This window comes from Streptomyces sp. NPDC005263 (assembly GCF_042872365.1).
In the GTDB taxonomy this organism is placed as follows: domain Bacteria; phylum Actinomycetota; class Actinomycetes; order Streptomycetales; family Streptomycetaceae; genus Streptomyces.
Genome location: NZ_JBIAKJ010000005.1, coordinates 36,308 through 48,763, shown reverse-complemented (window position 1 = coordinate 48,763; position 12,456 = coordinate 36,308). Strand labels below are relative to the sequence as shown.

General features: G+C 69.8%; 12 protein-coding genes. 4 read left to right on the top strand and 8 right to left on the bottom strand.

All coding sequences use genetic code 11. The features are described from left to right. Window positions 1-181: 181 nt before the first annotated feature. Together ACFYRY_RS22890 and ACFYRY_RS22885 are read right to left on the bottom strand one after the other, a co-directional pair. Window positions 182-1,015, bottom strand: coding sequence for an enoyl-CoA hydratase/isomerase family protein (locus tag ACFYRY_RS22890; RefSeq protein WP_389148551.1), 834 nt, complete (start codon window positions 1,013-1,015; stop codon window positions 182-184). A gap of 169 nt (window positions 1,016-1,184) precedes the next feature. Beyond that, window positions 1,185-1,337: a hypothetical protein gene (locus ACFYRY_RS22885; RefSeq protein WP_389148548.1), complete on the bottom strand. Its 153-nt coding sequence runs from the start codon at window positions 1,335-1,337 to the stop codon at window positions 1,185-1,187. Between the two features lie 247 nt (window positions 1,338-1,584). On the opposite strand from ACFYRY_RS22885, the gene ACFYRY_RS22880 reads away from it, so the two are divergent. Further along, the gene (locus tag ACFYRY_RS22880; protein WP_389148546.1) at window positions 1,585-4,356 is read left to right on the top strand and encodes an ATP-binding protein; all 2,772 of its coding nucleotides are present in this window, start codon (window positions 1,585-1,587) and stop codon (window positions 4,354-4,356) included. Between the two features lie 215 nt (window positions 4,357-4,571). Here ACFYRY_RS22880 and ACFYRY_RS22875 read toward each other — a convergent pair whose 3' ends face one another. Next, entirely contained in the window at window positions 4,572-5,039 is a 468-nt protein-coding gene (locus ACFYRY_RS22875) for a winged helix-turn-helix transcriptional regulator (RefSeq protein WP_389148543.1), read from the bottom strand. Window positions 5,040-5,130: 91 nt separating this feature from the next. On the opposite strand from ACFYRY_RS22875, the gene ACFYRY_RS22870 reads away from it, so the two are divergent. Together ACFYRY_RS22870 and ACFYRY_RS22865 are read left to right on the top strand one after the other, a co-directional pair. Further along, on the top strand, window positions 5,131-5,631 hold the full coding sequence (locus ACFYRY_RS22870; protein WP_389148541.1) for a PaaI family thioesterase: 501 nt from the start codon (window positions 5,131-5,133) through the stop codon (window positions 5,629-5,631). Window positions 5,632-5,652: 21 nt separating this feature from the next. Continuing rightward, a complete protein-coding gene (locus tag ACFYRY_RS22865) occupies window positions 5,653-6,003 on the top strand; it encodes an enoyl-CoA hydratase/isomerase family protein (protein WP_389148539.1) in 351 nt (116 codons plus the stop codon). A 499-nt stretch (window positions 6,004-6,502) separates the two neighbouring features. Here the strand turns inward: ACFYRY_RS22865 and ACFYRY_RS22860 are convergent, their stop codons facing one another. Together ACFYRY_RS22860 and ACFYRY_RS22855 are read right to left on the bottom strand one after the other, a co-directional pair. Then, window positions 6,503-7,516, bottom strand: coding sequence for an NADP-dependent oxidoreductase (locus ACFYRY_RS22860; RefSeq protein WP_389148536.1), 1,014 nt, complete (start codon window positions 7,514-7,516; stop codon window positions 6,503-6,505). 310 nt (window positions 7,517-7,826) lie between these two features. Further along, entirely contained in the window at window positions 7,827-8,432 is a 606-nt protein-coding gene (locus ACFYRY_RS22855; protein ID WP_389148534.1) for a CGNR zinc finger domain-containing protein, read from the bottom strand. 64 nt (window positions 8,433-8,496) lie between these two features. Here ACFYRY_RS22855 and ACFYRY_RS22850 point away from each other — a divergent pair, with 64 nt between their 5' ends. After that, a complete protein-coding gene (locus ACFYRY_RS22850) occupies window positions 8,497-9,369 on the top strand; it encodes an alpha/beta fold hydrolase (protein WP_389148531.1) in 873 nt (290 codons plus the stop codon). Window positions 9,370-9,550: 181 nt separating this feature from the next. On the opposite strand, the gene ACFYRY_RS22845 is transcribed toward ACFYRY_RS22850, so the two are convergent. From ACFYRY_RS22845 to ACFYRY_RS22835, 3 genes are all read right to left on the bottom strand, one after another. Continuing rightward, window positions 9,551-10,999: a DHA2 family efflux MFS transporter permease subunit gene (locus ACFYRY_RS22845; RefSeq protein WP_389148528.1), complete on the bottom strand. Its 1,449-nt coding sequence runs from the start codon at window positions 10,997-10,999 to the stop codon at window positions 9,551-9,553. A 134-nt stretch (window positions 11,000-11,133) separates the two neighbouring features. Continuing rightward, on the bottom strand, window positions 11,134-11,832 hold the full coding sequence (locus ACFYRY_RS22840; protein WP_389148525.1) for an SDR family oxidoreductase: 699 nt from the start codon (window positions 11,830-11,832) through the stop codon (window positions 11,134-11,136). An 81-nt stretch (window positions 11,833-11,913) separates the two neighbouring features. After that, window positions 11,914-12,309, bottom strand: a complete 396-nt coding sequence (locus ACFYRY_RS22835; protein ID WP_389148522.1) for a zinc-binding dehydrogenase — start codon at window positions 12,307-12,309, stop codon at window positions 11,914-11,916. Between the last annotated feature and the right edge of the window lie 147 nt (window positions 12,310-12,456).

The following is a 12,456-nucleotide window of genomic DNA, read 5'->3' as shown; positions in this document are numbered from 1 at the left end:
ACACGGTCCGTCCGTGGCTACGGGTCTCGCTGGGCGGCTGGACGGTCCGGTCGACGAGCCTCCGGCCCGGCCGCCCGCCGGTCGTCGGTGTCGAACAGGTGGAGGCTGTTGTGATCGTGGCGCTGGAGGGGATCCCGGAGGCGTCGTCCACGGGTCGCGAGCGGCGCTTCGCAGTCGGTGTTCACCGGCTTTCCTGACGTGCGATGCCGAGGTAGTCGCCCAGGCGGAGTTCCACCTCTTCGGGACCCTTTTCGGCAAGGAGCTTCTCGAACCGGGGCAGGAATGCCTGGACCCCTGGCCAGGTCAGGGAGCCCAGGAATCCGGTGTAGGCCGCTCGCAGGTCGGCGTCGGGCGGGAGCGTCGCCCGGTTGACCTGAGCCTTGGCGGCTGCCAGCGCTGTCTTGTCGAAGGACGCCAGCCGCTTTGCCACACCGTCCACGAAGCCGTCCAGTTCGGCGTCGGCGACGGCGCGGGTCACCCATCCATAGCGTTCTGCCGTGTCGGCGTCGTAGTCATTGCTGCTGAGGATGGCTTCCAGCGCCCGATCCCGTCCCGTGAGTCGGGGCAGGCGTTCCGTGCCCCCGCCGCCGGGAAGAATCCCGCCGCCGACCTCGGGCTGGCCGAACACCGCGTGCTCGCGGCTGGCGTAGCGCAGATCGCAGGCCAGGGCCAGTTCGTCCCCGCCGCCCCGGGTCCGTCCGCGGATGGACGCGATGCTGATGAACGAAGCGGTGGACAGCCCAACCACGAGATCGATCCACGCCGGCGTCGCCTCCGGATCGGACGGCATGAAGTCGGCAACCCGGTCGAGATCGAAGTGGTTGAAGAAGTAGCCGGGTGTACTGCTGGTGAAGATGGCAACGTGAACCTGCGGGTCCTCGCTCAGCTCAGTGACGACCTCAACCAGTCGGGACACGGTCTCCCCGACGATGAGATTCACCGGAGGATTCGAGAATGTGATCTTGCGGATCCCTGGTGCCGACCGCTCCACGCTGATCGTGCTGGGCTGCGTCATCGTTCGCTCCAAGGATGACCCTGACGGCTCGTCAGGGATGCGTGTTCGTCAGGGCGCCCTGACCTGGCAGAGGCGACGCCCAGGACCAGCTCTCGCAGACGCGTGGCCATGTCGTGCTTCGCCTTGCTGTTGCCTCGATGCCCCGATCGGCTCGACGGACGAGGGGGTGTCAGCCGGCCGGCTGGGCGCGCCGGGCTGCGGGCCGAGGGCCGGGCAGGGAGACGTGGCGCAACGTGCTGACGCGGCCGGCGGTCGGGACGGCGGTGTAGCGCAGCCTCGGTTTCGGGTCCGTGGCCGCCGCGGCGATATCGGCGTCCGTCACAACGAGCTGAGCCACTGTCCTGCCGGCGCTCCCGACCCCGGATCACCGTTGCCATGTCCTTGTCGCCATGTCCTTCTCCTTCGGTGAGGCGCGAGGTCACTGATCACGCCCGACGCTACGAAGGAAGCGCGGCAAGCGGATCCGTCACCGTGTCCGTCACCGTGTCCGTCACATATGGCCTGGCGTCATTGAACCCGGGTTGCGGCAGTGGCTCCGGGCGACGGCAACCCATTAACCTCTCAAGCAAATGGACCTATACGGACGGCGCCAGGAGCAGGCAGCCCTTGACCGGATCCTTGACGGTGCCCGTCAGGGATTGGGAGCGAGCGTGATGTTGTGGGGTGACCCCGGCATCGGTAAGACCGCCCTGCTCGAATACGTGGCTGAGTCGGCCGCCGCGGACTTCACCGTCCTGCGATGCGGGGGCACTCGCCTTGAGTCGCAGCTGGCCTTCGCCGCACTGCACGAACTGCTGTGGCCGGTGACGGAGCGGATCAGCACGCTCCCGGAGCCGCAGGCCAACGCCTTGAACGGGGCGCTCGGTACCAGCAACGCTGCGGCGGACCGGTTTCTGATCGGCGTGGCCGTACTGACGCTCGTCGGCGAGCTGGCCGGCAAGCGGCCGGTTCTGATCGTCGTCGACGACTCCCAGTGGCTGGACGAGCCGTCCGCCCAGTGCCTGGCCTTCGTCGCTCGCCGGCTGCGCGACGAGGCCGTGGTCATGCTCCTCACCGGCCACGACGATCCCGTCGAGGGCCCCTGGGAAAAACTGGCGGCGATGGAGGTCCGCGGGCTGGACGACGACAACGCACGGCTCCTCGCCCGTGCCCTCGCTCCGCACGCGGACGAGACGGTGATCCGCCGCACGGTCCGCGCGGCGGCCGGCAATCCGCTGGCACTCCAGGAGCTGCCCACGTCCGAAGCGGCCGGCGACCTCTCGGCGTATCCGCTCGGCGACGACCAGATCTCTGTCGGGCCCCGCCTGCGTCGTTCCTTCCACGCCCGGATCGAGAGGCTGTCGGCGCCTGCCCGCACCGCGCTTCTCCTCGCCGCCGCCGACGACCGCAGTGACCGGGACACCGTGCGCCAGGCCGGTGGCGTGCTCGGCCTCGACGCGGCCGCGTGGGACGAGGCCCAGCACTCGGGCCTGCTCACCACGGGCTCGGGCGGGCGGATCCGCTTCCGCCACCCGCTCATGGGGGCGGTGGTCTACGACGTGGCGCCGCCCGTGGACCGGCAGGCTGTGCATCACGCTCTCGCCTCCGTGCTGAGCGGCGAGCACGCCGGCGAGTTGCGGCCCTGGCATCTCGCCGCAGCCGTGGAAGCCACGGGCGGAACCGACGAGGAGGTGGCCCGGCTGCTGGAGGAGTCGGCCCGCCGTGCCTGGGCGCGCGGCGGCTGTGCCACGGCTGCCCGTGCCCTGCAGCGGGCGGCGAGGCTGTCACCCGCCGCGGACGACGCGGCACGGCGACTGTCCTACGGGGCGAGGGCGGCCTGGGAGGCCGGACAGGTCGATGCGGCGCGGGGCATGCTGGAGCGGGCGGAAGGGATGTCCTCCGAAGCCGCGGTCGGGGAGCTCAGCGAAGGGCTGAGCGGGCTGATCGAGTTCGCGCACGGCGATCTGAAAATCGCCTGCCGTCGGCTGCTCCGGGACATGGAGCGGGTGGCCGACGCCGGGCAGGCGTTCCAGCTCGGCAGCATGGCGCTGCGGGCGGCGTGGGCGGCCGGGCACGGCGAGCTGCAGCGCGAGGCGCTCGAGCGGCTCGAGCGGCGGCTTCCGCAGGGGAACTTCCCGAACGCCGATCTGCTGCCGTTGCTGCGCCAGTGGTGGACCCAGGACCTGAGCGACGGAGCCGACGACAGCGACCAGGCCGTGGCCCCCGACGCCGAGGTCCTCAGCCGGCTCAGCGGCAGTTCCTGGTTCCTGATGCCGCCGGCGCCGGTGGCGATCGCCTGGGGCATCGAGTCCGCCCTGGAGGAGGCTCTGCGCGGCGAGATCGACCGGCTGCGGCCCACGGACCAGGTGACCGCCCTGACCCAGGCGCTGGCACAGGTGGCTGCGCTGGGCATCGTGCAGGGTTCCTGGACGTCGACCGCGGCGAACGCCCTGGAGGGGCTCCAGGTGGCCGGGGAGATCGGTGACGACCACCTGGCGTCGCAGTGCCACAACTGTCTGGGGTGGCTGGCAGCCGTCCGAGGCGAGGAGCCGGCCGTCGCGGACTACGCCGCCCGGGCCTTCGAGGTTTCCATGCCGCGCAGTGTGCGCCTGCTCAGCGCCGCCGCGCAGTGGACCCTCGGCATGTCGGCGCTGTTCGCCGGCCGGGCCGAAGAAGCCCTGGACTACCTGGTCCGCCTGACCGAGGGCGGACACCACGCGGCGCACCCCACCATCGCGGTGCTCGCCGCGCCGGACACCGCCGAGGCCGCCCTCCAGAGCGGGCAGCGGGCGACGGCCGAGGAACAGGCGCGGCTGCTGCGGCGGTGGGCCGAGCGGACCGGAGCGGCGTGGGCGATCTCCGCGACGCACCTGGTGGATGCCCTGCTGGCGTCGGGGGCGGACGCGGAGGAGCAGTTCCGGCTCGCGCTGGATGTTCCCGGAGCCCGGTCGCGGCCCTTCAACCACGCCCGCACCCGACTGCTGTACGGCGAGTGGCTGCGGCGGGCCCGCCGCCGTACCGACGCCCGGACCCAGCTCGCCGAAGCCGCGGAGATCTTCCGGCGACTGCACGCGGCGCCCCTGCTCGCCCGCACCCGGGCCGAACAGGAACTGACCGGGCAGTACCTGCACCGCGACCTCGCACCGGCCCGGGACACCGCAGCCATCCTCACCCCGCAGGAGCTGAGAGTCGCACGGCTGGCCGCGCAGGGGCTCACCAACCGGGAGATCGGGGCACAGCTGCTGATCAGTCCCCGCACCGTGGCCCATCACCTGGCCAACGTGTTCCCCAAGCTCGGCATCGTCTCGCGCGCAGACCTCGCCCGCATCGACTTCGGGGACGGGTTGCACCTGATGGGCTGACGGGCCGCCTTCGGGGCTGGACCGGGGCCCGCTGATGCCCAGCGCTGCCCTGGGTGGAGTTCGTCGCCGTTCACACCCAGGGCGTCCCACTACGTGGTGATGCCCCGGCCGGTGGCGGCAGCACCTCCTTGGGCACGACCGTCAGATGTCATGGGCCCGGGCTCGACGGCCTCGCGATATGTCGCTTGTCGATCTATGAGACCAGGTTTGATGATTCATGCCCGGAGGCGGGCCCCTGGTCCCAGCCGAGCGGTGACTTCGTAGGGAGTGAGGGCGGAGTGTTCCGCTGAGCACTCGACGACGACGCGGACCGGAGCGCCGCATTCGGTGTGGCGAACGTCCAGTACGGGGTCCTCGGAGTCGAGGGCGTAGGCCTCGCCCCACTGGCTCAAGGCCATCAGGACGGGCCACAGATCCCAGCCCTTGCGGGTCAGACGGTACTCGTTGCGGGAGCGGCTGCCCGGCTCCTGGTAGGCGACGGTCTTCAGGACGCCGGCCCCGATCAGCTTGCGGAGGCGATCGCTGAGGACGGCCTCCGACAGGCCGATGTGGCGGTGGAAGTCGTCGAAGCGGCGGACTCCGTTGACGGCGTCACGCAGGATCAGCAGCGTCCATTTCTCTCCGACCACGTCGAGCGTGCGCTGGACGGGACAGTTGTCCGTGCTCACCTCAAGCCACTCCATCCCGCCATCCTAGGCGTCTGACTTTGTAATTGACAGTCAGGTGAATCGGCAGCTAGCTTCACTTGAAAAAGTCAGATGGAGGCGCTCGACCGTGGGACGAACACGTACGTATGCATGGGAAGATCCCGCGATCCTGGCGGAAGCCGCCGGACGCATGGCCGGCATCGACTTCCTGCGCGAGCTGAAGGCGGGGCGACTGCCGGGGCCGCCCATCAACTACTCCATCGACTTCACCCTGGACGAGGTGGAGCCCGGCAGGGCGGTCTTCTCCCTGACGCCGGGGGAGGAGCACTACAACCCGATCGGCAGCGTGCACGGCGGAATCTTCGCCACTCTGCTCGATTCGGCGGCGGGCTGTGCCGTCCAGTCCACCCTCCCGCAAGGAATGGCGTACACCTCGCTCGACCTGACGGTGAAATTCCTGCGGCGGATCACCGTGGACACGGGCGTGGTGCGTGCCATTGGCACAGTTGTCAGCAAGGGCCGCCAAACCGCCCTCGCCCAGGCGCAGTTGGTCGACGCGACAGATCGCCTGCTCGCTCACGCCACCAGCAGCTGTCTGCTTTTCCCGGTGCCGCCCCCGCAAGGTTGATCTTTGGCGGGAGCCCCACCGTTGGGGGAGAGCAGGCTGGCGGAGGTACGCGGGGACGTGGACCGGGCGTTCGGCGCGCCGACCCTCGGCGAGATCGAGAAACGCCTGCGCCACCTCGGCACCCCCTGGGCAGCAGCTGCGTTGCTCGCTCTGGAGTCCGCCTCGCCGCAGAGCCTGGAGATCACTCACGCCCTGCTGTCCCGAGGCAGGCAGCACACGTTGCGCGAGTGCCTCACCTCCGAACTCGCCCTCAACCGCGCGACCATCCGCACGCCCGACTTCCTGGAGGGCGTCCGCGCGGCCCCGGTCGCCAAGGACCGCACTCCCCACTGGCAACATGCGTCGCACGGCGGACGGACGCTGCCGTCCTGAGGATGTCTGCCGTGAGCGGGACATAGCCTTGCGCAAGGGGCCGGTCGTGCAAGAGGGGCGCGCGCGTCAACGAGAGAGAGCGCCGGGCCCCGCAGACTGCCGCGGCAGACGTTCGACGGGGCCAGGAGGAATCCGGAGCGCCCTCGCGCTTACCGCGAGCGGACCCTCGGGAGCCATGCGGGCGGATGCTGTCCGCGACAGCCGGTACGCCGTCGGTGCAAGCGTGTCTGGCCGCGTCCGATCTCGTCGACCACGGCGATGGCATGCGACCGTTCGTCGCGGTTGCCGCGTTCTGGACCGAGTGGTAACCGGGAAAGGTCTGCCGGACTGTTTGGCGCGGCCGGGCACAGTCCGCGCGGCCGTCTGGAGCCGCGCGGCGCGCTGTGCCGCGAGCGTACGGCGTGCGGAAAGGCGCGAACGTCCACAGCTGCGGCTCTTCGCGATGTACCGCCCCCTCCGGTGACCGCGCCGGAACGGAGGGGGCGTGGCCGGCCGCGTCTCAGTCGTTGCCGGGCACCATCGAGACCACGACCTTGCCGGCCTTGGTGCGGCCCTGCTCGACGTGCGCCATCGCCTCGAGTGTCTGGTCGAACGGGAAGGTGCTGTCGATGATGGGGCGGAGTTTCCCGCTGTCGTAGAGGGTGCCGAGTTTGCGCAGCTGGGAGCCGTTGGCCTGCATGAAGAAGAACTGGTAGCGCACGCCCAGCGCCTTCGCCTGCTTGCGGATCTTGCGGCTGAGCGTGTTCATGACCAGGCCCAGGAAGGAGGGGGCGCCGAGCTGCTTGGCGAAGGCGGCGTCCGGCGGGCCGACGACACTGATGGCCAGGCCGCCGGGCTTCAGCACGGTCAGCGACTTCTCGAGGTTCGCCCCGCCCAGGGAGTCCAGCACCAGGTCGTAGCCGGACAGCACCTGCGAGAAGTCCTCCTTGGTGTAGTCGACTACGACGTCGGCACCGAGGCTCCTGACCAGCTTCTCGGTGTCGGTGTTCGTGGTCGTCGCCACGGTGGCGCCGAGGTGCTTGGCGAGCTGGATGACCGTCGAGCCGAGGCCGCCGGCACCGGCGTGGATGAGCACCTTCTGACCCGGCTTCACGTGGGCACGGTCGACGAGGATCTGCCAGGCGGCCAGGGCCACCAGTGGCACGGCGGCCGCCTCTTGGAGGGTGAGGGAGGCCGGCTTGGGTGCGACATCGTCCATGTCCATCGCGATGAACTCCGCGAAGCCTCCGATCCGCAGGTCGCGCGGGCGGGCGTAGACCTCGTCGCCGACTTTGAGACCGTGTACGGCGGAGCCGACCCGCGTCACGACGCCGGCCACGTCGTGCCCGAGCGCGAACGGAAGCTTGTACTTCAGGAGCTGCTTGAACTCCCCGTTGCGGACCATTTTGTCCAGCGGGTTGATGCTGGCGGCGCTCACTCTGACGAGGACGTCGCGGTCTCCGACCGTGGGCTCGGGTACCTCTGCGGCGCGCGCGCCGTCCTTGCCGTACTTCTCGACGACGAAAGCCTTCATGCCGGCCGCCTTTCTGTGTGGGGTGGTCGATGTGATTCTTCGCGCAGGTCCCCCTGAGCGCCCGTTTCTCGCGTGCGGTCGGGTTGATGTGCTGGTCATGACGCTACCTACTGAGTATAGAAAAGTAAACTCAGATGGGGTTGGGGTGACTCCTACGGAAGCGAGGACCGAAGCGCTTCAGTACGCCGGAATGGACCCCCGTCTCGACCGGGGCATATCGAACTGCTCGATCGCCAGGACCCTTGAGGGCGTGGGTGAGAAGTGGACGATCTGATCCCGCGGTCGCCCGAGTGAACTGAGGACTCCTCCGTCAGCTTTCCGTGATCCCGCCGCTCTGCCGTGTTCGCGCCTGGTGGAGGCGGACCTTGGTGCGGTTTCCGCAGCGGGACATGGAGCACCAGCGGCGGTTGCGGGCCGGGGAGCGGTCCAGGAAGCGCAACGCGCAGCGGTCCGCTCCGCAGACGCGTACGCGCCGGATCTCGGCGGACAGAAGCAGGTCGACGGCGTCCTGGGCGATGAGCGCCAGCGCGAGGGTGGGGTCGGCCGCGAGGGGCGCGGTGCCGGCGGGCTCCAGGCGGTCCTCGGTGATGACGAGTTGCAGGGCGGGTCTGGGGGCCGCCGCGGCCGATCGGTTGAGCAGCGTCACGTCGCCGGATGCGGGCAGTCGGCCGGCGGCGACCGCCAGTACGGCCCGGTCGACGCTCTCGCGCAGCCGTCGGGCGGACAGGAGAATGGCCGCAGTGGCGGCGTCGGTGGTCCCCGGTGCGAGCAGACGGGCCTCCCGGAGCCAGCCCATCAGGTCGTCCGGTCCCCGGAGTGTCTCCTCGGGAGCGGTTCTCCACCGGCTTCGCAGGGTGTTGGTGAAGTCCAGGCTGACCCGTCCGCCGTCCCAGATCCACACGTCGTCTGTTGCCACACCTCCATTCTGCCCGCTAGCTTAACCGTCTAAGAGGGTTAGCTCGTGTCGGGAAGGCGGATCCATGGGACGGCCGACGGTGACGACCGGAGTGACGCAGGTGGACGGGGTCCGCCTGCACTACGTCCGAGCCGGGGCTGGACCTCTGCTTGTCCTGCTCCATGGCTGGCCGCAGACCTCCGACTGCTGGCAGCCGGTGTTGGCGGATCTCGCCGCCGAGCACACGGTTGTGGCGCCGGACCTGCGTGGATACGGCCTGAGCGACAAGCCCACCACGGGTTACGGCAAGCGGCGGATGGCCGCCGACATGGCAGGCCTCGTCGAGGCGCTCGGCTTCGAGCGGGCCATGGTCGTGGGCCACGACCGCGGCGCTCGCGTGGGGCACCGCTGGGCGCTGGACCGTCCGGACCAGGTGGAGCGGCTGGCCGTGCTCGACATCGTTCCCACCCGGGAGATGTTTCGCCGCCTGGACGCCTCGCTCGCCTCCGGGTACTGGCACTGGCTGTTCCACATGCAGCCCGATCTGCCCGAGCGCCTCGTGGGGCGCGACATCCGCGGGTATCTCGAGTACTTCTTCGAACGGTGGACCTACAACCGCCACGGACTCACAGTCGATGCGGTCGACGGCTACGTCCGTGCGTTCTCCCGCCCGGGTGCCCTGCGTGCGAGCCTGGACGACTACCGCGCCATGGAGGAGGACACCGCGCTCGACGACATCGACGCCGCCGAAGGCCGCCGCCTCACCATGCCACTGCTGGCCCTGTGGGGTTCCGAGGGGCTGCCTGCCCGCTTGCCGACGCTGGAGATCTGGCGGGACTATGCGGACGACGTCACCGGTGCCGAGATCGCGGAGTGCGGCCACTTCATCCCGGAGGAGCAACCGAAGGCACTGTTGGCACACCTGTGGCCTTTCCTGGCCGGCAAGACGAACCGGTGACCCCCACGGTGAGGGAAACACTGCCCCTCAGCCGATCGAGCGCCGACCCGAAAAGCGCGCTGTCCGAGGGGCCTCGACCAGGGTGTGATGACCCCGCACGACGAACGCACCTGCAGGGCAGGGCAGGGCAGTTGAGGGGCGGCCCCGCCGTAACCGGCTGGGCCGCCCCTCGGTCCGGGCTTCAGGTCGCGACCGCGCCGGCCGGGGCACTCCCTGCAGCAAGGCCGGCAGCCGAGCTGTCGGCCTTGCGCTGCCGGCGCATCAGCAACGCCACAGCCGCTGCCAGGGCGACGGCACCGGCTCCGACCCAGAGGGCCGGGATCAGCCCGTCCACGAACTGTGAGCCGGATCCGTAGCCGCCCTGGGCGGAGAAGACCGCGGCCAGCGACGCCACGCCGATGGCGCCGCCGACCTCGCGGATCGCGTTGTTGGCGCCGGAGGCGATGCCCTGCTCTTCCGTGCGGACGGTGCTCATGACGAGGTTGGCGCTGGGTGCGAAGAACATGCCCATGCCGATGCCGCAGACGATCAGTGCGGGCAGCAGGTGGGTGTAGGCGACGTGTGGCTCGACGGTGATGGCCCAGAGCCCGAGGCCGACGGCGTTCAGGGCCATGCCCACGGTGACGACGGGTGCGCCGCCGATGCGGTCGGACAGTGCCCCGGCCAGCGGTCCGGCGATCATGGGCATGGCGGTCCAGGGCAGCATCCGTACGCCGGCTTCCATCGGCGAGTAGCCGCCGACGGTCTGCAGGTACTGGCTGAGCAGGAAGATCGACCCGAACATGCCCAGGAACATCAGCAGGCTGGCGCCGTTGATGGCGCTGAAGGAGCGGTGGCGGAAGAGGCGCATCGGCAGCATCGGGTGCTCGGCGCGCAGTTCGTACAGGACGAAGCCGACGAGCAGAGCCGCACCCGCGATGAAGCCGCCCAGCACCGGGGTGCTGGTCCAGCCGTCGGTGTTTCCGCGCACCAGGGCGTAGACGATGCCGAACAGACCGCCGCTGGCAAGGGCCGTGCCGACGAGGTCGAGAGTCGGGTTCGGGCCGTGGCTCTCGTCCAGCCGCAGCAGGGCGAGCGGGATCAGTGCCAGGCCGATCGGGACGTTCACCCAGAAGATCCACTGCCAGGACAGGTGCTCGGTGAGTGTGCCGCCGATGAGCGGTCCGGTGGCGACGGCGATGCCGCTGGCCGCGCCCCAGACACCCAGGGCCGCGCCGCGCCGCTCGGCGGGGACGGCGGCCGACAGCAGGGTGAGCGTCAGCGGTGTCACGATCGCGGCCCCCAGGCCCTGCGCCGCCCGCGCGGCGATCAGTTCCCCCATCCCCGGTGCGAGGGCTGCGGCGGCCGAGGCCGTGGTGAAGATCGCGAGCCCGATGGCGAACAGCCTCCGGCGGCCGAATCGGTCGCCGAGGGAAGCACCGAACATGAGCAACACCGCGAAGGTGAGGGTGTAGGCGCTCACTGTCCATTCGAGGTCTTCGAGGCCGCCGCCGAGGTCCTTGCGGATTGAGGGGAGGGCGGTGGTGACGATCAGGTTGTCGAGCGCGGTGATGAATCCGGCCATGCTGGTGATGGCCACGGCCCAGACGGCGCTGCCGCCCCGAACCCGCTGCTTGCCTTGCTGTTTCATGGCGTTCCTTACATTCCCAAAGCAGACACTTGGTGACGGATCAATGGACGTGGACGCCGGCGGGTGACGGCATGGAGTGCGGCAGCGAGCATCGGCATCGAGCCGGCTCGGTGCGGGTTCCTGGGCGGTCGGCCCTAGGGGAGTTGCGGGTAGAGCGCGGAGACGCCTCCGGCCAGTGCGGCCTGTGCCTGGCGGGAGGTGTTGTCCGCGAGGATCTCGTAGTCGCCGGCGGCGAGGCCGTCGACGGCGATCCGGGCGATGTCGGCGGGGTCGGACTTGGCCGCGTCGACGGACCGGACCATGTCGGTGTCCATGTAGCCGACGTGCAGGCCGGCCACGCGGATGTGCTGGTCGGCGAGTTGCAGGCGCAGTGTGTTGGTGAGCGACCACTCCGCGGACTTGGCGGCACAGTAGGCGCCGGACTGCGGGAGGCTGAACCAGGACAGGGCGGACAGGATGTTCAGGATCGATCCGCCGCCGTTGGCCGCGATCTGGGGTGCGAAGGCGCGGACCACGGAGAGGGTGCCGAGGTAGTGGGTGTTCATCTCAAGGCGGATGTCGTCCAGGTCGGCGGTGAGCAGGTCGGCGCCGGTGGATGACCCCGCGTTGTTGACCAGGATGGTCACGTCGCCGGTGGCCTTGGCGGCGGCCGTGACGGAGGCGGGGTCGGTGATGTCGAGTGCGATCGGCTTGGCGCCGGGCAGGTCGACCTGGTCGGGGTTGCGGGCGCCGGCGTAGACGGTGGCGCCGCGGCTGAGCAGTTCGGCGGCGAGGGCGCGGCCGAGGCCGCGGTTGGCGCCGGTGACAAGAACAGTGCTGGTGGAGATGTCCATGGAGAGTTCCTGGTGAAGCGAGAGGGTGAAGATCAGAGCGCCAATGGCGTGGCCGAGAGGGCCGGAACTATTGAATTACGATCATAATGTTAAATGGGTGAGTCGGTGATCGCAACCGCTTCTTCTGTGCTGCCGTCGAGGTCGGGATCCGTGCGACACCGGGAGGTTTCGGGCGAGCGTGTCGAGGTCCGGGGCACCGGCCGCGGCGGCCAGGTCGCGCACCCAGGCGCGTACGGCGCGCTTGTGTCCGGCGGTGAGCGGGCGAAGGTGGGGTCGGGTGGCCCGGTGATGCTGATGACGGCCCCGTCCGGCTTCCGCACCCAGGGACTTGTCGAGGGTTTCGCCCCCGACCGTGTCGATGACGACGTCGTAGTCGTGCAGGGCCGTCTCGAATGCCTGCTTCTGGTAGTCGATGACGACGTCCGCGCCGAGGTTCTTCTCCAGGTCGGTCTTGGTCGCGCTCGCGGTCGTGGCCACGCTCGCACCAGATGCTTCGCCGGCTGGATGGCGATGGTGCGAGGCCCTGGACCGGTCGCGGAGACATGTGATGCTGAAGAGGGGTGCTTTTGACCCCCGCACCACCAGATCCGCCAACGTCCTGCCCTTGCTTCCGGTTTCGATGAT